The sequence below is a fragment of the Bradyrhizobium sp. CIR18 genome, from assembly GCF_014198295.1.
In the GTDB taxonomy this organism is placed as follows: Bacteria; Pseudomonadota; Alphaproteobacteria; order Rhizobiales; family Xanthobacteraceae; genus Bradyrhizobium.
Window position 1 is genome coordinate 35,370 of the sequence record NZ_JACIHF010000024.1, and the last position, 23,174, is coordinate 58,543.

A 23,174-nucleotide genomic window follows, 5' to 3' on the forward strand; every position below is an offset into this window, starting at 1 on the left:
CAAACCGGGCGAGGTCAGCCACTCGGTCATGTGCGCCCCGGTCTCGGCTTGGCGAGCCCTGCGTAATGCTGCATCGCGCACAGGTCCATGCGGCAGTAGTCCGGCTTCTTCGCGGAGCCTTCTAGTTGCTTCAGCAAGGCGCTCCTCAAGCGGGCGGGTCTGCTTTATTCGGCGCCGCTCTGGCATTGGCGCCCTCCTTAGACAGCGAAAACTCCTTAACGGCATCATCTATCTACTTTCAGTTCCAAGGATGAAACCGGCTTGGGAGAAAATGGGGGCGGCACGGGGCGGCTTTCGGGACTGACTGCCCAGCTCTGCTCCCGCTCCGGTGGATTCAGCCAAGCCAACGGTTCCGCAGATTTAGGATGCCATCAGATCGACCAACAGTCAAAGCTGGTCTTTGGCGCATCACCGGGGTCTAGAGCCACGTGTTGAGGTAGCTTCAATCCGGTTTGCTCCGTGCAGCAATCTCGTTGACCTTTGTTAACGTTCGCTCGAAGTCCGATCGAAGAAATTGCTCATGCGCGGCGTCTGTTGGCCCCGACAGAAATGCGACTTTCACGAAAAAGCGGTTTAGCAGCGAGGCGATCAAAAGATTGTCGGAGTGTTTCGAGCGCAGTGCCGTAAGTTGGCAACGCATCTCGACGAGATCAAGCTTTTCGTGGTCCGGCTGTTCACTCAAATGGCGCTCGCGACTATCCAGTTCGAAGTCGCTGCACCGAGTATAATGGTGCGGCGACTTCGCTGGGGTAGACCGGACAAGGGCAATGTCCGGTGTGAGCAAACCTAGCCCTCTAGCGCGCGCGACCGCAATCACGGTCTGGAATTAAGCTTGATGTTCGTGTTGCAAGTTAATTCTGGAACTATGGCTGAGGCGAAGGATAGGAAGGTCGACTTTTTCAGTGCGCCCTGGCCGTCAATGTTGAGCACAGCGTGGACACTCCCCGTCCGCTGCTAGGCTCAGTCGGAGCGCGATTTCTTCCTTGAAGTCTTGCGTCTCCCAATTCGCGCCATCGCTCCGAACGATCCGCTTGGCGCCCTCGAAGGCGTGGCTCTAGGCCGCATCGTCGCCGACGCGGATGGTGACTTCAGAGTGCGCAAGGCGAACTTGGAGCGCTTGCTGGCGCGGCGTCCTGAAGGCGCGTTCGTCAATCCGTTTGAGCGGGACGAGCTTGGGCTTGATCTGTTTCCAGAACATGGGGCTTGAGGGATTGGTGTCCAAGCGGCGGACCGTCCTTATGAGGGCGGCCGCTGTCGCTATTAGATCAAAGTGAAGAACCGCAAGCATCCAGCGATGGAGCGGGAGCTATGACCAGCAGAGCTTGTTCGCGCTCGCTTCCCCGTGCACTAACAGCGGACCTCAACGGCCGATCTGCACCGGAGGGATGACTTCGGCTCTACTCCCGGCTCCAGACCTGCCGCTGCATTGCGCCAACCGACGCGATGGCCAGCAACGGATATTGTCATCGGGCAAATCCTAGAAGCAAATGCGCCAGCGCTGACTCTCTTCCAAGCTCCCCTACCTGAAAAAAATGAAGGTGATTACTGCAAACAGCGGAAGCAATATTCCGCCGGACCAGAGCATGTAGCCGAAGAAGCTCGGCATACGAATGCCCCTCTCTTCACAGATGGCTTTAACCATGAAGTTGGGTGCATTCCCAATATACGTATTGGCGCCCATGAACACAGCGCCAGCCGAAATGGCGAGCAGCGTTTTGAACAAAGGCCCCATGAGCTGTTGCGCATCGCCGCCTGCGAGATTGAAAAAGACAAGATAAGTAGGCGCGTTGTCGAGAAAACTGGATAATGCCCCCACCAGCCAGAAATAGGCGGCCTCGTTTGGGCGTCCGTCAGCCGTCGTGACGAGCGTTAAGAGGTGGGCCAATGCACCGTCTTTCCCTGCGCGAAGGATCGCCAGCACGGGAATGATGGTGATGAAGATACCGGCGAAGAGGAAGGCCACCTCTTGAATCGGGGTCCATGCGAACGCGTTTTCGACCCGAATTGACCGACGCGTTGTACGCCACGAGAGGTAGCCCAGAGCAAGAAGAACGACGTCCCGAACCAGCCCTTCCAAGGGCAACGCCACGCCAAGGCCGAGTGGAATATCCACCTCCGGCTTCCACACCCCGCTCAGCAGCACTACAACCATAATGCCCGCCAGATACGCGACATTGTGCAAACCTTCGATCCTCAGTTGACGGGGTACGTGACTGATCGGCCACTTTGCTCCTTCTTTTCGCCAATGATAGTGGTCAATGCAGTAAAAAAGCAGCAGAAGCACAATACTTGCGACCGCCATTGGCGGAAACAAAGCGGTCACCGTCCAGAGAAAGTCCACGCCCTTTAAGAATCCGAGAAACAGTGGCGGATCGCCAAGTGGCGTCAGCGAGCCGCCGATGTTCGCGACAAGAAAAATGAAAAATATGAACACGTGACTGTTCTGGTGACGATCTTGGTTTGCACGGATGAGGGGACGGATCAACAACATGGCTGCGCCAGTGGTCCCGACGAGACTTGCCGCCACCGCCCCAATGCCGAGCAGGGCCGTGTTCGTTGTTGGGTTGCCTATGAGATTTCCCGCGAGCTGAATGCCGCCTGCCACGACAAACAGCGAGAACAGAAGGATGATGAACGGGAAGTATTCTAAAGCTGCGGCGTGAAGCACTTCAGTTGCGGTGACCAAAATGCCGAACGACGTGGCGCAGGCCACCAAGAGCGTTGCGGCCCAAAACGCGGTGATCTTGCCGAAGTGGTGCTCCCAGAAATGCGGCGCTACCAAAGGAAAGAGCGCGATCGATAGGAGAGTTCCGGCGAACGGCAATCCCCACAGCAAGCTTAGCCGAGAGCCGATGAGATGGGCCCCTTCACTTGCAGTAGCGGTTGCGGGAAAAACCATTGTCAGCACGGCGCCAATGGCAGCCACGCGGCGCATTTTGTCCACCAACGAAAGCCCCTTCTCTAGCTGTTCTGGAAGCCCAAGCAAAACGGCAAAGAATGGTCGAGAGAACTAGCCAAGACCAAAGTCCGAAGCTAGTTTGTAAACATCGGTTAAGCGACCACGCTCTTGCCGAAGCTGGCCTCCAATCGCGTCAGCCATTTTTCGCAGGCCCATAAGCTCTCGGGCTGAAGCTCGAAGAGGACAAAGGCATCGCCAGTTTCGGAGGCTGCCAGCAATTCCTCTCGAAGTTGGGAGACTGACAGGTCGCTGTTGAAGACCCATACTGACTCAAGCACCCTAGTGGCTCCCCAGCTTTGAAGTTTGTACACCATGGCATGACGGTTCCGGAGGCGCACCCGGTGTAGATCGTAACTTGCAAGGTAGTGAGCCATTGTCGCCTCCTTCTGACTGCGAGGCCGATCTTATTTGCACCCCGCTGACCAAATGGTGTGGCGGGCTGTCGCAGGGCGCCCCTTCGGTCTATTATCTAGAGCCCGGAACGGCCCGACAAAGGATTTCATCCCGGCCGCAATTGCGGCCACCTTCACCGCCGGGTGATTCAGATTTCGCCACTTCGGTTACAGACTATTCTGATCGTCCATCCCGCCGATTCCGTCCAAGATATTCTTGGGCGGAACGTATCAGACGTTGGCGGCTTGGTTATAGTCGGGGTGACTAAAATTGAGGTGCAGGTGTGTGCACACACACATACAGTCGCCGGCCAGCCGCAGCATCGACATGGAATGTGCCGGGCGCCCGAGTGGATCAAAGGCCGCCCTCGGCCCGCTCGCATCGCCCTGTTCGAGTTTCACCCACGGCAAGCGAACCTCGCGTCTCTTAAGCCAAAGGTCAGTCCGCGGCGCTCTTCGCTGGGCAATGGCGGTCAGCAGTCGTACTGAGCTAAGGCGAACGTCACTTCCACTCGCTCCTCTCACAGTCTGCTCAGAGCGCAATGGAGAGGAGGGCGAGCAACCCGGCAGCAGCGATTGCCCAAACCAGCGCATGCTCGATCCATGGTCGATCCCGCGACACGGCGACAATCCGCTACTCGCTGTCTCCGTTACTCAACCTGGGAACACGTTGGCCCGTTGATCCAAATCAATGGATTTCGGTCCGCAGCGCTCCGCATCAATGTCCGCAGCGGGTCACAAGCGGCGGTCCGGCGCTCGCATACGGCGGTCCGCTCTACCCTTGATACCAGACCTCCCTGCGCCAAGGACACCGGTCCGATCCCCAAGAGCTCGTGCGAGAATCGGAGCGCTGCGAACGACGCTTAGTCGCTCGGAGGCGTGGCTTCGGCTGAATCATTACCTCTGACTTCAGAATGGAAGGGCAGACGACGACGGCACGGATTGTCTCTCAGCAATCGGGTTGTCTCGCAGCAACGGCGATTTGCTGGAATTCCATGGGCCTCGTACAAGCGATAGACGGGCGACCCTAAATGGCTTTCGGACAATCATGGGCAAGTCCATATAGGTCGATTTGAGCGCGCGTGCCAACTGAGCAGAACCTTCAATCTGGGCGCTCGGCTCAGCCTTTGATGACAATTTACTGCCGGGGTGTAGCCTGTGCTCGGGCGGAGCTTGATTCGTCATGCTGGAAGCTATTCTCATGCTACTGGGAATTGGAGCCGTGGCCCTTCTGCTTATTGCGTTTTGGGGACTGCACAGGCACGTGTGAGCGGCCCCGTCGTGCCTGAAGAATCTAACGGTGGACGCTAGCCGGTTCACGACTGGCGATCGTCTCACGGTCTCAAATAGAACGAGAGGGATCGGAGGGCTCAGCACTCTGCTCCGGCGCCGTCTCAGCGGAACGGGAAAAGCCGCAGCGTGGCTCCAGCCCCTAATGCTCCGGCTGCCGATCCAATTGCGGGGTAAGAGCGCCGAGCAACGACGAAGGGCCGCAGGAGCGCCTAAAAGCTTATAGGACAGTGCCGATGCACAAAACCATTTAACGCCGTCGGCGAAGTCGTCCAGAAACAGGCAAGGTTGTAGGTTGACGACATCAGACCCGAGGATGCCACCATGCTAGTGCTGATGAACCTGATTTGGCGACGACTTACCTACACAATGCTGATTGGCATGCGATCCAAGCTCCTACGCCAGTGAAACTAGAGGCGGCTGTGGGTCAGGAGGCCACCATGCCGAAACAGGTCGTGATAGCTCTCTGCTCTTTGGCAGTTGCGTGCCGGGCAGGTTTCAGCTCGGCCGCGTTGGTTGCGCAAAATGGCGCGAACGCCCACCACGGAAATGTGCAAAGTGAGGCGAAATAGTCTGGGAAGCTGGCTTCAAACCGTAGTCTTCCAGCAAATAGTCGGCGGCGGCCGTTATGCATGGTGCGGCCGATTGTGAAATGGATCATATTGCGAGCCAGAAATGTCGCGATAGGATCATTCCACCGGGGGTATTTCACTTAGATCTTTTCACCCGGTGCCTTTTGACCATGCGCGGATCGCAGCGAGAACATCGCTGCGGCCTTCGTGCAGGCGGGCTGCTTTTGATCACCAACAAGCTTTGTTTCCCTCGGCGCAAGGTCTACGTTTTCTGTACCGACAATTGCGGAATCCAAATTGCCGTTGGAGGACGTTCATGCCCAAGGAGAATTGCCTGATTGTTCGTGCCGCCGGGAAACGACTGGACCTGTTACGAGGCGAAGCTGCTCGCATCGCCAAGGGAGCTAACGCCGGCTGGTGGACCGACCGAGCGGAGATCGGCACCAGGTTCTGCTTTGAAGATTCTAAGTCAAAAGAGCTATTCGCACTCACCTGCGACAGCCTCGGCATCATCTGTCAGGACGGCTAATCCATTAAAAAACCCGCCGGCCTGGGAGCCGGGGGAGTTTGGACGGTAGACCAGACCGGACAGACCATGAGCCGTTGCAGCATGAAGGCTCGCCAGCTGTAAACGAGAGGCCGCGAGTTGAGGCGGTGGCCCACATCGGAATGTGACTGATTTTCGCGGCTCCCTTCGTCCCATAGCGCACTCTTTCTCGGTTTGCGGGATCATCGCACGCGCTGGCACACTCCAAGAATTTCTGTCCGGGTGCATTCGCATTTCTACGTCCTCCGGTCTAGCTCATCGGTCGCAAGCATTTCACGAGGAAGTGCTCGCTGCTCCGGACGAACATCCAGCGCTCGAATGAATCAATGGTTCGGCGCAAGTCCCAAGGCATGGAGCAACACTACTCCATCGGCACTGGCGCGCAGGCAATCCGATGACGCACCGGACTCGTCCGGGCGCCCGAAGCGCTTGCTAGGATTGCTCGTCCCGACTTCCTCCGTTACCTCGCTCATATTGCGCGATGAATTCCTGGCGAGCGCGGTGAGGTTGGCCTTCAGGCCATCAGCGTCGAATGTTCCAGGCAAGAGGTTGTTGATAGTCACTTTGTGCTCAGCGACGGACCGCGATAGGCCTGCGACGAAGCGGGTCAGCCCCGTGCGTGCGCCATTCGACAGCGCAAGTATTGCAACGGGCGCCTTTACCGCCTGGGGGTGATGTTGACGAGACGACCGAACTTGCGTTCAATCATGCCGTCGATCGTCGCCTTAATCAGCGCGTCAGTGCCAGCATGTTGCCGTCAAGGGCCTTGATCCAATCGCCGCGGCCGAAATTCCTGAGATCGCCTGGCGGCGGCCCTTCGGCATTGTTGATGAGAATATCAATTCCATGACAGATTGCTTTCACCGGCACTTCGACGAGCATGGAGGGCGACGCGGCCTTAGCAACGATCGGAAGTTTCGCTGGTTAATGTCTCTGTTGGCGGAATTGATGGGTCGGCACTTCTGCCGCTGGGATCTTACGAGCTTGTGCGCCGCAGAAGGCCAGCTTTCAACGGTCCTCCTAAGGTGGTTCATGCCCGATCCTGATAGTCTGCGTTACCGAATGGTCGAGGTTCAGCAAAAGGGCACTAGGCTGATCTCGAGGAAGTCAAATGTCGCTGCTTCATCCTATCCGGAAGCCGTGCCCGCAGTGTGGGCGGCGGCCGCCAGAGGCTGGGAGCGCTATGTCTGACCCTATTGCGACGACGACCTCCGCTGCACGATCCCGCCGGCCGGAATTGGGTGGAAGGCCCGCTGCGGCCGCCGGCGAAATAGTGGTCATCGCGCTCGGCGGCACTGCGACCGTCTTTACCGGCCTCGTCAGCAGCCGCTCCGGCGAACTTCTGCGCCAGCGCCATGCTAATCGAGAAGCATGAAATTCGCCGCAAGCGTGAGGCGGGCCTCGCCGGCGAGCGCCGCGGGCAAATGGCGGCCGCGGTCGACTCCGCCGGCGCCGCGCTCGGCATGCTGGCCTTTGCGATCGTCTTTTCGTTGACGGCGGAAGCCAGCATCGCAGTTGCGTTCATGGGTGCATCGCTTGCCTGGCTGGTCATCTCGATGGCGGCCTGGTACGTGCGGCGCAAGACACGATCAGTGCGGAGAGCGCGGACGGAACAAAAAGGCAGTGGTCCCGCAATTCAGCGAAGCCGCTGAAGTCAATTCACGCTGCCATCAAGCCGCGCTCGACGCCTTCCTGTTCACACCCTTTGCGCAGCGCAACCGTATTGAGTTTGGTATTCGCTGCCATCTCTTCGTTGAGGTTCGTGGTGAGAAAGCGCACGATGTCGTCATGCCCGAGCTCCTCGGCCCACGCGATCAGCGTGCCATACCGATTTCATAGTGCTCGACGGCCTGCGCGGCCGCGACGAGGGCCGCATCGAGTACGGCCTTGTCCTCGATCTCGCCGGCGATTTCGTCGGCCTCCTTGATGATTCCATCGATCGCTGGACAATGCGTGCCGCTGGGCTCCTTGCCGAGCTTCTCGAACACGTTCTGAAGCCGCTCGACCTGCTTGTTGGTCTCTTCGAGATGGCCTTTCAGCCCCGCGACGAGGTCTCGGTTGGTCGCCTTTTCGATCATCTTGGGTAGTGATTTGATGATCTGCTGCTCGGCGTAGTACATGTCCTGTAGACCGTGCACCAGCAGGTCTTCCATCGATTTTATGTCCTTCGTGAACGTTCCCATATTTGAATCTCCTCTCCCAAAGATGGCAATGGAACGCGGCTGACCAGCTGCCGTTTCTGTCTCTGCAACGCATTCGGAGGATCGAGATGGACGGCAAGAACGTTTCGTCAGCCTGCGGCATGGGCGGTGGAGGGGCGATATACCGCGGGCATCCGGGTTGCGTTGTTGGAGACCGCGATCAAAGGGGCAGGGGTGTCAGGAGGTTTGCGCACCTGCATCTCGATTGTCTTCCAAGCGTGCATCCGTAACCAGGCAGGAACGAGATAACCCCAAGCGTGGTTGATACAAGCCGCAGGTTTGCTTGCGGCTTGTTCAAGGCTCAGATGACTGGCGAAACGATCACGACCACCGGCATTGCCGCTCACGGCGCCTCCCGCCTCCCGTCAGTGGAGGTCGACAGCTTCAGTATTGAGTTGAAGGATGAGGAAGGATTTCTTGGGGATCGCGCTAGCAAGACCGCCTTCCGGGACACTCTCGAAAAGTGGCGGAAGCCGCTGCGTAAGGCCGGCGAAGACCCGTTCGGCAAGGAGCTTTCCGAAGACATCAGCAAGAAGGAACTTGACGCCATCCTGGTCGGCGACGACACCGAGGCTTGGGCGGTCGTGCAAAGCGCTATCGAGGACTTCGCACGGGAGCTTGCCCACGTGACGCGTCGCTTCGTCAAGACCAAAGCCTGGGAGCAGACCGAGCGCATTGTGGTGGGTGGCGGCTTGAGCAATAGCCGGCTCGGCGAACTCGCCATCGCGCGCGCCGAAATCATCCTGAAGGCCGAGAACTTCAAGATCGAAATGCTGCCGATCCACCAGCACCCCGACGACGCAGGTTTGATCGGCGCGCTCCACCTCGCTCCGTCCTGGATCTTCGAAGCTCATGATTCCATTCTTGCCGTCGACATCGGAGGCACGAATATCCGCTGTGGCGTCGTGGAAACACGCCGCAAGAAGGCACCTGATCTCTCCAAGGCGTGCGTGTGGAAATCCGAGCTGTGGCGTCATGCCGACGACGAACCGAGCCGAGAGGAAGCGGTTAAGCGTCTCGTCAAAATGCTCAAGGACCTGACCACGAAGGCGGAGAACGAGGGATTCAAGCTTGCGCCGTTCATCGGCATCGCGTGTCCTGGCGTCATCGAGAGCGACGGCTCGATCGTGAAGGGCGCGCAGAACCTGCCCGGCAACTGGGAGAGCAGCAAGTTCAATCTGCCGGCAGCTCTGGTCGAAGCCATCCCTCAGATCGGAGAACACGACACGACCATCGTCATGCATAACGACGGCGTAGTGCAGGGCCTGTCCGAGGTGCCATTCATGAAGGACGTGAAACGTTGGGGCGTGCTGACGATCGGCACCGGCCTCGGTAACGCCCGCTTCACCAATCGCAACGGCAAGGGCGGACGTTGAGGCTAACCCCTTCGATGCAGGCCGACGCAGCAAGAACATCGGGTAGCGGAGGAACGTCGCGTCCCACTAGCTGTTTGCTCAATCATCGCGGAGCATGGGAGGTGCATCTATGCCTACGCAGAACACGGCCGCGAACGTCCACGAGCTCGACGGGCGCGGGAACGGCGAGGATGGGTTGGTGTCCTGTCTGCCAGCGAGGTGATGCTCGCGCAGAAGATTGCGCTCGAGACTAGCAAGAACGCCGCGCCCCGGCGAACGAGCTGCGGACGCCGTTTGATGGTCGTAGGAGAATGCTATGCTCGATTAATCCGCGGCCGCCTTACCCGAGCCAAAAGCCACCGATGCCCGGCTCGACATCGGCGAAGCCACGTCCGGACCATGGCGAGGAAAGCTACCAGGGATCCGGCCGTCTCGCAGGTAAGAAGCCGTCATTACCGGAGGAGACAGCGGGATCGGGCGAGCGGTGGCAATTGATATGCCCGTGAGGGGGCCGACGTGCTCATTTCTTATCTCGACGAACATCGAGATGCCGAGGAGGTGAAGGCTCTCGTCGAGAAGGTAGGCCGCAGAGCTATCTTGTTTCCCAGAGACCTGCGAAAGCCAGATTATTGCCGCGCCGTCAACGGGCCGTCGATGAGCTGGGCGGGATCGATATCCTCGTCAACAATGCGGCCCACCAAGCCACGTTCAAGGATATTGCGGATATCAGTGATGACGAATGGCAGAGCACGTTCGAGGTCAATATCCATGCGATGTTCTATCTTGCCAAGGCGGCCGTTGCGCATATGCCGTTGCGCATATGAAGTCGGGGTCCGCCATCATCAACACCGCTTCCGTGAATGCCGTCGTGCCGGGCCCGATCTGAACGCCGCTGATCCCGTCAACCATGCCGTCGGAAACAGTAAAGAGCTTCGGCAAGCAGGTGCCGATGAAACGAGCCGGGCAGCCGGCTGAGCTCGCAACTGCCTATGTCATGCTCGCCGATCCGCTCTCGAGCTATACGTCCGGTGCTACGCTCGCTGTAACAGGCGGGAACCTTTCATCTGATCGCGAGACCGACGACACGGAAGCTCGGTGTGGCGTAGCACTTAGCGCGCACCTGCGGCTCTCGTCCTGCTTGTTTACTTCTCCGGTTTGCCGGTCACGGACCGCGAATCCCGCTTTGAAACCCGCAACCTCTGCCCGGCAGCTTTTGAGCGCCGAGTCGGGGCATCGTCTCCGATCGATTGCTGGCTAACGCCAGAAGAGTGCCAGCAGCAGGATCACCGGAAGCGGAATGCCCAGCAGCCACAATAATGCGCCTCTGCCAAGTGTCATGGCGCTATCCTCCTGTTGTTTCCCCGAAAACCAAGTCCGGAAAGCCATCCGAAGTTCCTGCAACAGGAACGGACGATTCAACCGCGCGTTTGGAACCAACGCATAAGCTAATTGGAGGAGTTCGCCATGGCTACACGCACCGTTCCCAATGTGTTTTTTGGCTGGACATGGTCAGCCGTACTGGCCGGCGTGTTCACCTCGTTAGTGGTCCAGATCCTGCTGACCATGCTGGGGTTCGGCATCAGTCTGCTCGCGATCGATATTCCCACTGCTGCATCGGCGCCTGCTGGCGCAGGTTGGGCCGCATTCGTGTGGTGGGCGGTCTCAGGCATCATCGCCGCATTTCTGGGTGGCGCCGTTGCGGCAGCCAATTCGCCGGATCAGACTGGCCTCGGTCGGGTCGGGCATGCGATGGCCGCCTGGGCGGTCGCAACCGTCGTGGTGATCGGTGCGGCGGCGATGTTGCCGGCGTCGGCGACCAGCATCGCCAGCAACCTCGTCGGTCCGTCATATTCCGCCAGCACGCGCATCGCGTACTGGTCGAACAACACGGGACGGGAAACCGTCGGCGCGACGACGCGAATTGCAACACCCGCTCAAATTGATGCAGCCCGGAAGCACTTCGCATATGCGATGTTTGCAAGCTTCTGCGCCCTTCTTCTTGGCGCGGGAGCTGCCTACGCCGCCGGAATGGCGACCACGGGCCAGCTTGTCAAGGAAGCGGCGCGACCCATGACATGATGGGTCCTAAATGGCCGAGGTTTGGTGCAGAGCTCCGCGCAGTTGATAACGTGACCCTGTGTTGAGGTCTGCCTTGGGAAGGGGAGCGGCGGTTTGGGGCGGCAAAACCCCCACCGCCCGACCGATGTATCTTTCCGTCCTACTCCCTACTTAGTACCAGCCATCACGCATCTGGGAGTCGACCGCAGCTCTTGGAACCAATGAAGTGCATCCAGCATTTGGCCTGCACCAACAGGTAGGCCAGAAGGCAATAACATATGGCTGAACCGAATGAGGACGAGATCCGAACCTACGCCCATCAGCTTTGGGAAAAGGCCGGGCGGCCTGAAGGCCGCGACAAGGAATTTTGGGAATTGGCCCAACAAGAGTTGCGGAATCAGAACACATCTTCTCCGGTGCGCACCCCCGATAACCTCTAGATGAGCAAGATTGTCAATCTGCGCATCTGCTGGGTTTGTGAACATCCGCAGCTGGCTTGGACCCAAGACCCAATGAGACGTCAGTTCGGCGCGGGGAGATCGATGGTTGTCAGCACGGAGGACGTGATCCGTCGGGGATCTGCTTGCCGGCGGTTGCCAGGCAGAGCTCGTACGCCATACGCATGGGCGAGAGATAGGCACTCGCCGCGCATATTACGAATCTGAAGCCCGGCGCGGAACCGCCAGGACGAAAGAACGAATGTACCGGCGCTGATCTCTTTGGGCTTGCGTCGCACCAGTCTTCAATCCGCCGGGAGTTTTTTGGCTCCTAGCGAATAGCCATCATTTTCTCTGGGCTGCCGCCCCTGAGAATGGCGCCGCGCTGACCGCAAGCCTGGCAGACGAACCGCGGATCGAGCTGAGATAGCTGGATATCGTCCGGCCACTCGTCAACCACCACGGCGGAAAGCTTCAAGTTGTGGCCACAGCGATAGGCGGCCCTGGGATCAAAGCAAGCTAGCTCTCCTCCGCTTAGCGTAGGACCAAGCGTAGTCCCATTCCGGCCACGCAGCGAACAGCAATGGCCAAGCATGTCCATTGAATACTTTGGGTGCCCGTTGACCTACCAGGCTCCATAGGTGATCAGCTCTTAGCCCATCACCCTCTTCGGCCGCTTCGACGAAGAGCCTGAAGAAGTCGCTCTTGTACGGCTCCTGATGGAAATATCCGCCGCTTCTGTCTTGGATACGCAGCTGCTCGATGATCTTGTCGACGATTTCGCTATGGCTCATGACGCTGCTCTCTGGCCGTGATGGGCAACCCCATGTTGAACGATTCGCCGATGCGGTGAGAACAGGCAAACTACGGAGGGTTGTCGAAATCAGTAAGCTCTAACACCGACTGCAGCCGCCGACCAGCATCCCGCCAACCCGGACCTGCGGAGTAAAGGCGCAGCGCGGTGGCCCGGCCAGCCACATCGAGAACCAGATCAACGCGACCGCCAACAGCGCACCGGCCAGCATCTCCATCACCCGCGACATCGATATTCCCCCGCCATTTTGAAACCAGGCGGCGGAATAAGAATCACGCATTTGCGGGCTTGTCGAAGCTACGGTCTGGCACTGCTACCGTAGTTGGGACCGTAGATTGCAAGCGATGAGGGCGGAAAATACGAGCAATTTCAAGAGGGTTGACAGATACCCTTCCGCTACGAAGCGGGGCTTCTTCATGGCGGATGCTCAAGCGGCGCGGTGAGCGCCGACGCGCCGGTGGTAGCTGGTTCCTGCGCACGAATCTTAAGCAGCACATGACAGTCATCAACTGCCCAATGGGTCTGGTGGCAGAAGCCCGCGCCGTTCAAAAGATAGCCAAGACGCTTTTTCGAAGCCGTGCTTACGTTACTCGACGGTCAATCGTTGGGACGCCTCAGGGGCGATCGGCTCACCAACTGCGATTCAAAGGCCCAGTCGCGGAAATGGGCCCGTAGCCTTGCGACCGCGGCGCTCATGGCCGGCTGACTCAGATTGATGCTGTGCGCCGCGGCCGTGAGGCTTCGCTCGGTCATCAGTGCGTCCAGCGCGACGAGGAGATTGAGATCGAGGCCCTTGAAGCGCATCGCCGGCTTCCTTATCGCGCGTCCTTTTCTGTGCGTCGGGAAACACCATGCCCTTGCCCGCATTTGGGGGGCTTCTTGTCGGACCAGATGTACCACTCGAGCGATAGGCGAATCCTTGCGGTGCCGCGCCTCGTGAAAACCATGAATGCTGATCGGACGTGTGTTGACGACGAGATCGATGATGACGCACATACCGCGTGGCGGCAACCATCGGTAAATTCGACGAAGTCGCCGAGCGTGCCGTAGCTCGCCGCCACGCACTGTCTCCGAATCCCGTCGGAGCCAATGAATCACGGTCGACGGTGGGTGACGAGCGCCTTTTTCAACAGCCTGCTAAGCGGTGACCAAAAGCGACGCGGCCCTGAGGAAACGTTGATAGGAATGTTAATGTCATCGCAGCTAACACTAAGGACCAACTTGCATAACAAACGAACATCACCTATAAACCTGTCGCAAGTGTGGTGGCGTCACCATGCGTTATTTTCCGAATCTTGCCACTTATGTTATTTAATTTCGGCCAGGTCGACTCTTGGCTAAGCCAGAATTTCGCCGCGCACGCATTGGCTGCAACGAATTTTGGCTATTACGAATTTTGGACGCAAGTATGAAGAAGCATTCTCACAAAGAGATCGCACTGAAGCTGACTCAGGCAAATGAGCTAGCCCGAGCAGGCAATTCACAGGTGGAGATTTCCAAGGCGCTTGGGGTGAGTATCATGACGCTGCATCGTTGGCGGAAATTGCCACTCGGCAACGACGAAGCGAAATCTTCGAATCGTGGTGGGGCGGCCACGAACGCGCCGACCGATCTCCCGAGCATGGATGAAATGCGTCGTGTGTTGGAAGAGCTCACGTTCGAGAACCAGCGCCTGCGCAAGCTTGTCACGGATCTTATGCTCGAGAAGATGAGACTCGAAGATGCTTCACCACCGGCCTTCCGCGTTGGCCAGGTGCGCAAAGCCTGATCCAAGTTTCCATTCATCTCACTGGTCGAAAGAAGGCCTGCATCTCTGCGGATCTTCTAGCGGATGTGCTGAACGCGCGTCCCGTGATTGTCGGCTGCCGCTATTGCGCGAGTCCGACGACTTTCTCGACTTCGTCTGCCAGGGCTTGAATGTCTCGATCGGCAGCATCGCCAGGCACGAAGCGCGCGATCGACTGCCCGTAGGTAAAGGATCGGACGAATGCGAGGCGGCTTGCGATCGGAGGGGCAACAATCTCACCGAACTCGCTGAGCTCCTCGACAAGTTGACGGCCCTCGAGCGTGCGGCCGTCGAGCCGGTTTGGGACCAGAATCACCTGAACGCGATCTCGTCGGCGCTCGCGCGCCGCCTCGATGATCGCAAGTGTCTGGGCCGTTGCGTCCAGATCCAGTCCTGAGGCGGTGCAGGGGACAAGAATCAGATCCGCCACGGCGATCGATGCCCCCATTCCACGCGCGTTAGGGGCCGTATCGATGACGACCATGCCAGCTTGGATGCTTCGGACCTCCTGTGCCCAGCTGGATACCGAAACGTCCTCCAATGCCATTTCGTAGACAGGGAATTCCAGATTGCCCAATTCCGCCCAATGGGCGGCGGAGCGTTGAGGATCGCTGTCGACGAGCGCGACATCGTGACCCCTGCGGGTCAACTCGGCGGCGATACAGATCGCGATCGTCGTTTTGCCGACCCCGCCCTTGCGTTGGGTGACGGTGATTGTTGTCCGCATCGGTCGGGGAGAGTTCATGCGGCGCTACAATAACAAATGATCGTATTCTCGGCAGATTCGGTCGGTGCTCTTCTTCTCGCGGGCTACCGACCGCTTGCTCCTCGTTTCAGTGAGGCGTGCGAACCTCGTACATATGTTCTCCACACATGCCTCGTCGAGGAATTTCGTATCGCTACGGATCAAACCGCCGGCACATGGCGAGAAAAGCGTCATTCGATCACGGATTCCCCTACAACGCCGCGCGACAGTTATATGACATTGCCTCAAATTGGAGTTAACAGCGCGTGAATTTGATCCTTGACAGTGATTGTGCGTTGCGACTAACATTCATCATAACAAAAGCAGCCCGCTCCTTAACATTATAACACAAGGTGCAGCTGAGCCAGGCGGATGCAGCCTGTTTGCTCCCGTTCAAGTCGCAGCACATTCAGTCTCAAGCACCTTTGCCGCTGATTGGCGCGCGTCGGATCATCATCAGTAAAACTTGAAAGGGGGTACCATGGCCGTCTCGTACCTGACGAAGACTGAGCTGGGCCAATTTCTTCACCAGAACGGAAACCACATCGAGGCGAGCGTCAGATCGGCGTTGATCGACTCGCTCGAGCAAAGCGGTGTATTCAGTGACGATCCCGGGGATGCTTCGCGGGCCTGGTTCGAGTCCGGACCGTTCTCCGGAGGGAGCGTTCCACCGGTCGTTAATGTCCTCGACATTTCGCAGTCCACCACGGTCGAGACCACGCCGAACCTGAAGGCGATCATCCTCGATGACGCCGGCGGCAAGACGCTCGACGTGATCGGCGGCGATAACGACGTGTTCGTCGCCATGGGCAAGGGTTCCGACAGCGTGAACCTGTACGATAGCGGCAACGACACGGTCTATGGCGGCAGCGGCAACGATGCGATCCATGGGGGGCACGGCAATAGCTCGCTGTTCGGCGGCGCCGGCAATGACAGCATCTATGGCGGCACTGGCAACGATACGTTGACCGGCGGCACCGGCAACGACCGTCTCGAGGCGGGCTCCGGCGCTCAGTTGCTCGAAGGCGACGGTGGCAACGACTTTCTGAAAGATCTGTCGTCGGGGCACAGCACCCTGTCCGGTGGCGACGGCAACGATACGCTGGTCGGCGTGCAGGGCGATGTCTTCCAAGGCGGTGACGGCAAGGACGTGTTCTGGGTCTACGGCGGCGGGGCTGCTGCGAACTCGACGCTGCAGGGTGGAAGCGGCGACGATACGTTCCATGTCCAGACCCATACTGGAAACGACACGATCGTTGGCGGCACCGGCACGGACACCGTGGACTTTGCCAATCGCTCCTTCTTCGATGTCACGAAGATCGACGTCGACGCGAAAACGAGCACCTACACGCTACATTTCAGCGACAACCAGACGGTCGCGGTCAGTGGCGTCGAGGATCTCCACTTCACCGATCAGGACGTCCATCTGCCGAAGCTCTGATCCGGCTCATGCAAGCTATTTTGTGAAAGCCCCGCTCACGGCGGGGCTTTTGCTTTGTCTCTCAAGAGTAAAGACGTCTTCGACCTATTGTCGTCTTATCATTGCCATGTCTTGCTTCGATGCTGAGGGCTAATGTTGTCACCCGGCGCCCTCTGGGCGCCCATGCCAGGAACGGATCTTGTCTGCCAAGATGAAACGCTTGCTCAATGCGGGCTCGGGACCCGGTACGGCCCAGCGCATTGCCCGAATGATCGTCGACGATGGCTGGGAGGAGACCCGGTTCGACATCGACCCGGACGTCAAGCCAGATGTGCTCGGCTCGATCCTTGAGTTGAGCGGTGCGTTCGCGCCTCAGTCCTTCGACGCGGTTTGGTCATCGCACGTGCTCGAACACCTCTATGCCCACGAGGTCTATCCGACGCTGCGTCAGTTCCACCAGGTCCTGAAGCCCGATGGATTCGCGTTGATCATGAGCCCGGATGTGGAATCGGTCGCTCAGTTCATCGTCGAGCACGGCATTGCCGCAATAGCCTATCATTCGCCGGCGGGGCCCATCAGGCCGCTCGACATGCTCTACGGCCATTCGCACGCGATCGAGGAGGGGCGCGTCTACATGGCTCATCGCACCGGATTTACGGCGGAGCGACTCGGCAATCTGCTGCTGATGGCCGGCTTTCCGACCGTTTCAGTCCGCACGCAAAATTTCGAGGTCTGCGCGCTTGCGCTGATGCCCGGGGCCGACGGTGAAGGCATCCAGACGTCTTTGTTAGAATCCGGCTTCAATTTTCGGGAAGTCCCGGCCTGACCTACTGAGAGTGCGGCCATTCCCTACAATTTCAACGATAAGTGTTGCTGGCCTTTTTGTTACGCAATGTTATACTTATAGCTGAGCGTGAAAGTCTTAACATAAATGGCAGATGGCTTGACGTCCATGACCGTCCACGGTGTCGGTGAACAGAACCTTGCCGACGCAGCACCCGCATCGGCACTGGGGTGCCTGATCATCGTCGCACGACAGCACGGGCTGCACCTCACGTCCTCGCAGCTCATTCAAGACAACCTTCTGGCAGACGAGAACATCACGCTCGATCAGATTGTCCGCTGCGCGGAGAAAGCGGGCATGCGCGCGAAGTGCGTCGAGCTCGATTGGGGCGGACTAGCGCATCTGAAGAAGGCGCTCCCGGTCATCGTTCGGCTTCGCAATGGGAGCCACATGGTGCTCCTGCGTGTCGAGGGAGACGCCCACAATACGCGCATGGTGCTGAGGGATCCGAACGCCGCGGAAGACGCGCTGCTCGTGATCGACCAGCCACGATTTGAAGACATCTGGTCCGGCGATGTTGTCCTGGTCAAGCGCAACTACGAGATATCGGACGAAGCGCAGCCGTTCAGTTTCGGCCTCGTGGCCGCGTTGTTGTTCCGCGAACGCCGCATGGTCCGCGACGTCGCGATTGCCGCCGTGATCCTCGGGCTTCTCGGCCTAGCGCCGATCATGTTCTGGCGCCTGTTGTCGGACAAGGTGATCTTCTACAAAGCGTACAACACGTTCTATGTGCTCTGCGTTGCGATGCTGGCGGTCATAGCTTTCGAGGCGGCGTTCTCATTCTTGAGGCAGTTCCTCGTCCATCGCTTGACGACCAGGCTCGACGTCAAATTGTCGACCTACGTCTTCGAAAAGGTCCTTAACCTCCCCATCGACTATTTCGAGCAGACGGCCGTCGGCCTCGTCGCGCGCGACATTCGCGAAGTCTTTCGCATCCGCACGTTCCTGATGGGGCAATTATTCGGCACCATCCTCGACTCCACGACGTTGATCTTCTTCCTACCGGTCATGTTCTTCTTCAGCCCCGTCATGACGTTCGTGGTTCTCGCCTTGGCGGGCTTGATCGTCGCGTGGCTCGTCCTGATGCTGCCGAATTACCGCAAGGCGTCGACCGCCGTGTTGGCCGCGGAGGGCGCGCAGGGCGCTTTTCTGGTGCAAACCTTGAATGGCATCCGGACGATCAAGTCGCTCGCACTCGATGCGCGGCAGCGCCACATGTGGGATGTCCTGGTCGCACGCGTTGCCAAGGCCCGACTTGCGGAAGGCATGACCGGAAACGCCATCCAGTCGGTGGTGCGTCCGCTGGAGCGGCTCGCTGTCAGCGGCTCCTATGCGCTCGGCGTCTATCTCGCACTTGAAAGCAATGATCCGGTCTATATCGGGGCGCTATTTTCCTTCCTGTTGCTGTCGCAGCGTGTCTCGGGTCCGCTGATGCAGATGGCGCAGCTCATCAATCAGTACGACGAGGCGCGAAGTGCGGTTGCAATTGTCGGCAGTCTGGTCAACCGGCCGGCAGAAGAGGGGCGTTCCGGCCATGGCGTGCGTTCGCCGCTCAAGGGCAGAGTGGAGTTCTCCGGCGTCACCTTCAAATACAAGGGAGCGCTATCGCCGACGCTGAACAATATCTCTTTCGAAATCCCGCTGGGAACAACTTTGGGTGTGATGGGCAAGAGCGGATCCGGCAAGACCACGATTACACGGCTATTGCAGCGGCTACATTCCGACTATGAGGGATTGATCAAGATCGATGGGATCGACGTTCGCGAGTACGACATCGACCATCTCCGTCGTAACGTCGGCGTCGTGCTCCAGGAGAATTTCCTGTTCAGCGGGACCATCCGCGAAAACATCACCGCGGCCAAGCCGGACGCGTCCTTTGATGATGTGGTCAGGGCGGCGAGGCTGGCGGGCGCGGAAGAATTCATCGACAAGCTGCCGCGTGGCTACGAGACGCATATTTATGAAGGTTCGCCGAACCTCTCGGGAGGGCAACGGCAGCGGCTTGCGATCGCGCGTGCGCTGATCGTTAATCCGCCGATCCTGATTCTCGATGAGGCGACCAGCGCGCTCGACGCCGACAGCGAGGCGATCGTGAACGCTAACATAACGCGTATCGCACATGGCCGAACGCTGATCATCATCTCGCATCGGTTGTCGTCTCTGACGAAGGCAGATGCGATTCTCGTGCTCAATCGTGGTGTGGTCGACGATATCGGGCGGCATGAGGAACTCCTGGAGCGCAACGATATCTACAGCTCGCTGTGGTATCAGCAGAACACGCATCTGGTGCCGGCAGCCCGCAACGATCGGCCGAGATTCCGGAGTCCGACACTTGTCTCCTGATGGCGCGCTTGCGACTGTTCGCCAATTTCAATCGGAAACGGATGCGATCCGAGAGGAGGCCGAGCCTCTGATCGCGAGAGCAACGCTGTTTGTGCTGTCGGCCTTCATGGTCACGATCGTTGCCATTCTGGCGCTGACGCGGATGGATCGCGTCATCACCAGTGTTGGGGGCCGGATCGTGCCGGTGGGACAGATCAGCGTCCTCCAGGCGCTTGATCCATCGATCATCAAGACGATTGATGTGCGGGAAGGCGAGCAGGTGCAGCCGGGACAGCTTATTGCGACCCTGGACGCGACCTTTACGTCGGCGGACCTGACGCAGGCGAAGTTGCAGATCGCAAGCCTCGAGACGCAGGTAGCGCGCGATGAAGCCGAGCTGAACCAGCATCCGCTGGTCTTTGCGAGCAGGCCGGACTCCGACTACCAGAAATACGCGACTTTGCAGAAGGCGCTCTATGATCAGCGGACGGCGCAATATACCGCGCAGATCAACAGCTTCGATTCGAAGATCAAGCAGACCCAGGCGACGATCGAGAAGCTTCGCGGCGACGATGCGCGATATCGGCAGCGCGACGAGATCTTGCAGAAGATCGAGACCATGCGCACGACGCTGGCCGAGCACGGCACGGGCTCGCAGCTCAACATGTTCATCTCCCAGGACGCGCGGCTTGAGTTGCTGCGGACCCTGGAGAACACCCACAACAGCCTGATCGAAGCCCAGAATACGCTCGCCGCGGCGATCGCGGACCGTGACGCCTTCAGGCAGCAATGGTTTGCGCAGCTGAGCCAGGATCTGGTGACGACCCGCAACAAGCTCGACGAGGCGAGAACCTCTTACGAGAAGGCACTCAAGCATCAGGATCTGGTCCGATTGACTGCCGCCGAGGACTCTGTCGTGTTGACGATGGCAAGGCTCTCGGTCGGATCGGTCCTGAAGCCCGGCGATCCCTTCATTACGCTGATGCCGACCGACACCAAGCTCGAGGCCGAGATTCGTATCGCCTCGCGGGATGTCGGCTTCATCCGGCCCGGAGACTCCTGCACGATGAAGATCGACGCGTTCAATGCCGCGGAGCATGGTACAGCCGACGGCAAAGTACGCTGGATCAGCGAGGGCGCCTTCACCACCGACGAAGATGGAAAGCCTATCGATGCCTACTACAAGGCGCGGTGCTCGGTGGACTCGACCAACTTCAAGGATGTCCCGAACAACTTCCGCCTGATTCCCGGCATGACACTTGCGGGAGACGTCCATGTCGGCACGCGGGCGGTCGGAATGTATCTGCTTGGCGGAATGCTGAAGGGCATCCGGGAAGCCATGCGTGAGCCATGATGCCGTTGACCCGATCGCTTCTTCAGTGGCTTCGGCCTGTGTCTTCCGGATCCGTCGAAAGGCGGCTTGGTCCAGCGGAGGCCGCGTTCGAGCGCGGTCACTATCTGGAGGCGCTCAAGCTCTGGAAGCGTGATTCGCAAAACGGTGACGCGGAAGCGGACTATCGGATCGGCATGCTCTACGCCAAGAACCAGGGAGTCGTAGGCAGTATCCCGGATGCGGCGGTATGGTACGAACGTGCGGCGCGGCGAGGTCACGTCGAGGCGCAATATCAGCTCGGCCTCATCTATCTGTACGGAGCTAATGCCAGCCTCGGACCGAATAGGCCGGAGACTTGGCGTCAATCCTCCGCCGCGCGATTGGGCGATACCGCATCGAATGTGCATCACCTTGTATTCCCATACGGGACCAGTGTCGCCAAAGACATTAGTGCCGCGTTTCGCTGGATATCGGCCGCGGCCGAAGCCGGCAAAGCGGAAGCCCAGACCATCCTGGGCAATCTCTACAGCGAGGGGCAGGGGTGCACGAAGGACTTCGCTGCTGCACTTCGTTGGTATCAGGCGGCGGCCGATCAGAAATTTGCCCCGGCCGAGTTCGCGCTCGGCGATGTTCATTATCAGGGACGCGGCGTACCCGTCGATTTCGCGCAGGCTGCGATCTGGTATGGCAAGGCCGCCGCGCAGGATCACGTGAGGGCGCAGATTGCGCTCGCATTCATGATGTTGAAGGGCGGCGCTGGTATGCCCGAGGACCCCACCGAAGCGGCGCGCCTGTTCCAGAGTGCGGCCGCGCATGATGATCCGATCGCGCTCTACAACATCGGTCTGTTACGGCTCGGCGGACGGGGCGTCGCCAAAGACCTCGATCGCGCCGAGACCGCGCTGCGCAAGGCGGCGCGGAAGGATTACTTTCCCGCAATCCAGGCGCTCGCGGAATTCTATTCGCATGGAGCCGACGCCGAGCCCGATCTTCGGGAAGCGGCGGTCTGGTACGAGAAGGCGGCCGAGCGCGGCGATGTGCAGGCGCAATTCTTCGTCGGCCGCTTCCATGCAACTGGTGTCGGCGTCTCGCCCAATATTCGGCAAGCCGCGAAGTGGTTCGAACGTGCGGCCGAGAACGGCCATGCCACCGCGGCGTTCAACGTTGCGATCTTCTATCTCAACGGCTCCGGCGTTCAACGCAACGTGGAGGTCGCGATCAAATGGTTCGAGCGCGCAGCCGATGGCGGCATCAACGCCGCACAGGTGCAGCTCGGAAAGCTCTATTCGACGGGAGTGGGCGTTCCGAAAGATCAAGAAATGGCGTCGGAATGGCTGAGCAGGGCCGCGGACAGCGGAGATCCTGACGCCAAGACCGCCTATGCGCTTTTTCTGCTTCATCAGGATGCGTCCGACGAAAGCGTTGCACGCGCGCACTCTTTGCTAGCCGAGGCCGCGGAAGCCGGTCATCCGCCGGCGGCGTTTCAACTCGGCGCCCTGAAGATGGGCAAGTTCGGCGGGACCGCCGATATGCCAGGCGCCGCGCCCTGGCTCACGCGCGCGGCCGATGCCGGCTATGTCGAGGCGCAGTACATGCTGGGACTTCTTCATCTGGATCCGAAGAGCGGCGTGGGGAATGCGCAGGCAGCGTCATCGTGGATAGCCAAGGCGGCGCGCGCGGGGCATGCGGCGGCGCAATTCCAGCTCGCCGTCATGTACTGCACGGGCGCCGGTGTGGGTCTGGATCTTGCAGAGGGTGTGAACTGGTACGAGGCCGCTGCGGAGCAGGGACACACGGTTGCGCAGTACAACCTCGCCGTGATGCTCGGGAAGGGACAGGGGCGCGAGGCTGACGTGACGAAGGCGATGGAATGGTTCCAGAGGGCCGCCGAGCGAGGCATGGCGGAAGCGCAGGTTGCGGTGGGCGACGCGTTGATGTCGGGCCGAGGCATCGCGCAAGATCGCGACGCGGCGGTCAATTGGTATCAATACGCGGCGCGGCAACGCAATGAAGGGGCCGTGCGGCGCCTCCAGTCGATCGGCGCGACACGCGATCAGGCCTTCACAGCGGAGACAGAAACTTTGCGCTAGTCTGCCAGT

Annotated in this window: 20 protein-coding genes and 4 pseudogenes; 12 read left to right on the forward strand and 12 right to left on the reverse strand. The window is 59.3% G+C overall.

Annotated elements, in window-relative coordinates; all coding sequences use genetic code 11:
- Nucleotides 1-442: 442 nt before the first annotated feature.
- The 4 genes from GGD65_RS37820 to GGD65_RS37835 form a co-directional block, all read right to left on the reverse strand.
- Nucleotides 443-682 carry a hypothetical protein gene (locus GGD65_RS37820; RefSeq protein ID WP_183238496.1) on the reverse strand — a complete coding sequence of 80 codons (240 nt, stop codon included), beginning with the start codon at nt 680-682 and terminating at the stop codon, nt 443-445.
- A gap of 372 nt (nt 683-1,054) precedes the next feature.
- On the reverse strand, nt 1,055-1,222 hold the full coding sequence (locus tag GGD65_RS37825; RefSeq protein WP_183238497.1) for a hypothetical protein: 168 nt from the start codon (nt 1,220-1,222) through the stop codon (nt 1,055-1,057).
- Nucleotides 1,223-1,519: 297 nt separating this feature from the next.
- The gene (locus GGD65_RS37830) at nt 1,520-2,935 is read right to left on the reverse strand and encodes a sodium:proton antiporter (RefSeq protein WP_183238528.1); all 1,416 of its coding nucleotides are present in this window, start codon (nt 2,933-2,935) and stop codon (nt 1,520-1,522) included.
- Between the two features lie 116 nt (nt 2,936-3,051).
- Nucleotides 3,052-3,333 (reverse strand): SinR, encoded by a 282-nt coding sequence (locus tag GGD65_RS37835; protein ID WP_183238498.1) that lies wholly within the window; start codon nt 3,331-3,333, stop codon nt 3,052-3,054.
- Between the two features lie 2,196 nt (nt 3,334-5,529).
- On the opposite strand from GGD65_RS37835, the gene GGD65_RS37840 reads away from it, so the two are divergent.
- Nucleotides 5,530-5,742, forward strand: a complete 213-nt coding sequence (locus tag GGD65_RS37840) for a hypothetical protein (RefSeq protein WP_183238499.1) — start codon at nt 5,530-5,532, stop codon at nt 5,740-5,742.
- A 341-nt stretch (nt 5,743-6,083) separates the two neighbouring features.
- On the opposite strand, the gene GGD65_RS37845 is transcribed toward GGD65_RS37840, so the two are convergent.
- Both GGD65_RS37845 and GGD65_RS37850 read right to left on the reverse strand, forming a co-directional pair.
- Nucleotides 6,084-6,323 (reverse strand): hypothetical protein, encoded by a 240-nt coding sequence (locus GGD65_RS37845; RefSeq protein ID WP_183238500.1) that lies wholly within the window; start codon nt 6,321-6,323, stop codon nt 6,084-6,086.
- 166 nt (nt 6,324-6,489) lie between these two features.
- The gene (locus GGD65_RS37850; RefSeq protein WP_183238501.1) at nt 6,490-6,642 is read right to left on the reverse strand and encodes a hypothetical protein; all 153 of its coding nucleotides are present in this window, start codon (nt 6,640-6,642) and stop codon (nt 6,490-6,492) included.
- Nucleotides 6,643-7,184: 542 nt separating this feature from the next.
- Between GGD65_RS37850 and GGD65_RS40620 the strand changes: the two genes are divergently transcribed.
- A complete protein-coding gene (locus tag GGD65_RS40620) occupies nt 7,185-7,412 on the forward strand; it encodes a hypothetical protein (RefSeq protein ID WP_246783546.1) in 228 nt (75 codons plus the stop codon).
- A gap of 18 nt (nt 7,413-7,430) precedes the next feature.
- Here the strand turns inward: GGD65_RS40620 and GGD65_RS37860 are convergent.
- Nucleotides 7,431-7,943 (reverse strand): annotated as a pseudogene (locus tag GGD65_RS37860) (ferritin-like domain-containing protein).
- A gap of 323 nt (nt 7,944-8,266) precedes the next feature.
- Here GGD65_RS37860 and GGD65_RS37865 point away from each other — a divergent pair.
- The 4 genes and pseudogenes from GGD65_RS37865 (at nt 8,267) to GGD65_RS37880 (ending at nt 11,814) form a co-directional block, all read left to right on the forward strand.
- Nucleotides 8,267-9,337: an ROK family protein gene (locus tag GGD65_RS37865; protein WP_183238502.1), complete on the forward strand. Its 1,071-nt coding sequence runs from the start codon at nt 8,267-8,269 to the stop codon at nt 9,335-9,337.
- A 341-nt stretch (nt 9,338-9,678) separates the two neighbouring features.
- Nucleotides 9,679-10,370: pseudogene (locus GGD65_RS37870) on the forward strand (SDR family oxidoreductase); the annotation flags it as partial.
- A gap of 410 nt (nt 10,371-10,780) precedes the next feature.
- On the forward strand, nt 10,781-11,395 hold the full coding sequence (locus GGD65_RS37875; RefSeq protein WP_183238503.1) for a hypothetical protein: 615 nt from the start codon (nt 10,781-10,783) through the stop codon (nt 11,393-11,395).
- Between the two features lie 257 nt (nt 11,396-11,652).
- Complete coding sequence (locus tag GGD65_RS37880) at nt 11,653-11,814, forward strand: DUF2934 domain-containing protein (RefSeq protein ID WP_183238504.1); 162 nt, start codon at nt 11,653-11,655, stop codon at nt 11,812-11,814.
- A gap of 506 nt (nt 11,815-12,320) precedes the next feature.
- Here the strand turns inward: GGD65_RS37880 and GGD65_RS37885 are convergent.
- The 4 genes and pseudogenes from GGD65_RS37885 to GGD65_RS41295 all read right to left on the reverse strand — a co-directional run.
- Entirely contained in the window at nt 12,321-12,605 is a 285-nt protein-coding gene (locus GGD65_RS37885; protein ID WP_183238505.1) for a hypothetical protein, read from the reverse strand.
- A 99-nt stretch (nt 12,606-12,704) separates the two neighbouring features.
- Nucleotides 12,705-12,905, reverse strand: coding sequence for a hypothetical protein (locus tag GGD65_RS37890; RefSeq protein WP_183238506.1), 201 nt, complete (start codon nt 12,903-12,905; stop codon nt 12,705-12,707).
- Between the two features lie 365 nt (nt 12,906-13,270).
- Nucleotides 13,271-13,429 (reverse strand): annotated as a pseudogene (locus GGD65_RS37895) (LysR family transcriptional regulator); the annotation flags it as partial.
- Between the two features lies 1 nt (nt 13,430).
- Nucleotides 13,431-13,686, reverse strand: a pseudogene (locus tag GGD65_RS41295) (alpha-amylase family glycosyl hydrolase); the annotation flags it as partial.
- A gap of 347 nt (nt 13,687-14,033) precedes the next feature.
- Here GGD65_RS41295 and GGD65_RS37900 point away from each other — a divergent pair.
- Nucleotides 14,034-14,393 (forward strand): helix-turn-helix domain-containing protein, encoded by a 360-nt coding sequence (locus tag GGD65_RS37900; RefSeq protein ID WP_183238507.1) that lies wholly within the window; start codon nt 14,034-14,036, stop codon nt 14,391-14,393.
- A 100-nt stretch (nt 14,394-14,493) separates the two neighbouring features.
- On the opposite strand, the gene GGD65_RS37905 is transcribed toward GGD65_RS37900, so the two are convergent.
- Nucleotides 14,494-15,138 (reverse strand): ParA family protein, encoded by a 645-nt coding sequence (locus GGD65_RS37905; protein ID WP_183238529.1) that lies wholly within the window; start codon nt 15,136-15,138, stop codon nt 14,494-14,496.
- 499 nt (nt 15,139-15,637) lie between these two features.
- Between GGD65_RS37905 and GGD65_RS37910 the strand changes: the two genes are divergently transcribed.
- The 5 genes from GGD65_RS37910 (at nt 15,638) to GGD65_RS37930 (ending at nt 23,165) form a co-directional block, all read left to right on the forward strand.
- The gene (locus tag GGD65_RS37910; protein WP_183238508.1) at nt 15,638-16,597 is read left to right on the forward strand and encodes a calcium-binding protein; all 960 of its coding nucleotides are present in this window, start codon (nt 15,638-15,640) and stop codon (nt 16,595-16,597) included.
- Between the two features lie 190 nt (nt 16,598-16,787).
- The gene (locus GGD65_RS37915) at nt 16,788-17,402 is read left to right on the forward strand and encodes a methyltransferase domain-containing protein (RefSeq protein ID WP_183238530.1); all 615 of its coding nucleotides are present in this window, start codon (nt 16,788-16,790) and stop codon (nt 17,400-17,402) included.
- 126 nt (nt 17,403-17,528) lie between these two features.
- Nucleotides 17,529-19,763: a peptidase domain-containing ABC transporter gene (locus GGD65_RS37920; RefSeq protein ID WP_183238509.1), complete on the forward strand. Its 2,235-nt coding sequence runs from the start codon at nt 17,529-17,531 to the stop codon at nt 19,761-19,763.
- Nucleotides 19,753-21,096: an HlyD family type I secretion periplasmic adaptor subunit gene (locus GGD65_RS37925; protein ID WP_183238510.1), complete on the forward strand. Its 1,344-nt coding sequence runs from the start codon at nt 19,753-19,755 to the stop codon at nt 21,094-21,096. Before GGD65_RS37920 ends, GGD65_RS37925 begins: the two co-directional genes overlap by 11 nt.
- Complete coding sequence (locus tag GGD65_RS37930; protein ID WP_246783547.1) at nt 21,093-23,165, forward strand: tetratricopeptide repeat protein; 2,073 nt, start codon at nt 21,093-21,095, stop codon at nt 23,163-23,165. Before GGD65_RS37925 ends, GGD65_RS37930 begins: the two co-directional genes overlap by 4 nt.
- Nucleotides 23,166-23,174 lie beyond the last annotated feature (9 nt).

What these genes read in the sequence shown, in the direction of transcription:
- GGD65_RS37830 (WP_183238528.1), bottom strand. Translation starts at nt 2,935, where the DNA reads ATGCGCCGCGTGGCTGCCATTGGCGCCGTGCTGACAATGGTTTTTCCC.
- GGD65_RS37835 (WP_183238498.1), bottom strand. Translation starts at nt 3,333, where the DNA reads ATGGCTCACTACCTTGCAAGTTACGATCTACACCGGGTGCGCCTCCGG.
- GGD65_RS37840 (WP_183238499.1), top strand. Translation starts at nt 5,530, where the DNA reads ATGCCCAAGGAGAATTGCCTGATTGTTCGTGCCGCCGGGAAACGACTG.
- GGD65_RS37850 (WP_183238501.1), bottom strand. Translation starts at nt 6,642, where the DNA reads ATGCTCGTCGAAGTGCCGGTGAAAGCAATCTGTCATGGAATTGATATT.
- GGD65_RS40620 (WP_246783546.1), top strand. Translation starts at nt 7,185, where the DNA reads ATGGCGGCCGCGGTCGACTCCGCCGGCGCCGCGCTCGGCATGCTGGCC.
- GGD65_RS37865 (WP_183238502.1), top strand. Translation starts at nt 8,267, where the DNA reads ATGACTGGCGAAACGATCACGACCACCGGCATTGCCGCTCACGGCGCC.
- GGD65_RS37875 (WP_183238503.1), top strand. Translation starts at nt 10,781, where the DNA reads ATGGCTACACGCACCGTTCCCAATGTGTTTTTTGGCTGGACATGGTCA.
- GGD65_RS37880 (WP_183238504.1), top strand. Translation starts at nt 11,653, where the DNA reads ATGGCTGAACCGAATGAGGACGAGATCCGAACCTACGCCCATCAGCTT.
- GGD65_RS37885 (WP_183238505.1), bottom strand. Translation starts at nt 12,605, where the DNA reads ATGAGCCATAGCGAAATCGTCGACAAGATCATCGAGCAGCTGCGTATC.
- GGD65_RS37890 (WP_183238506.1), bottom strand. Translation starts at nt 12,905, where the DNA reads ATGCGTGATTCTTATTCCGCCGCCTGGTTTCAAAATGGCGGGGGAATA.
- GGD65_RS37900 (WP_183238507.1), top strand. Translation starts at nt 14,034, where the DNA reads ATGAAGAAGCATTCTCACAAAGAGATCGCACTGAAGCTGACTCAGGCA.
- GGD65_RS37905 (WP_183238529.1), bottom strand. Translation starts at nt 15,138, where the DNA reads ATGCGGACAACAATCACCGTCACCCAACGCAAGGGCGGGGTCGGCAAA.
- GGD65_RS37910 (WP_183238508.1), top strand. Translation starts at nt 15,638, where the DNA reads ATGGCCGTCTCGTACCTGACGAAGACTGAGCTGGGCCAATTTCTTCAC.
- GGD65_RS37915 (WP_183238530.1), top strand. Translation starts at nt 16,788, where the DNA reads ATGAAACGCTTGCTCAATGCGGGCTCGGGACCCGGTACGGCCCAGCGC.
- GGD65_RS37920 (WP_183238509.1), top strand. Translation starts at nt 17,529, where the DNA reads ATGACCGTCCACGGTGTCGGTGAACAGAACCTTGCCGACGCAGCACCC.
- GGD65_RS37930 (WP_246783547.1), top strand. Translation starts at nt 21,093, where the DNA reads ATGATGCCGTTGACCCGATCGCTTCTTCAGTGGCTTCGGCCTGTGTCT.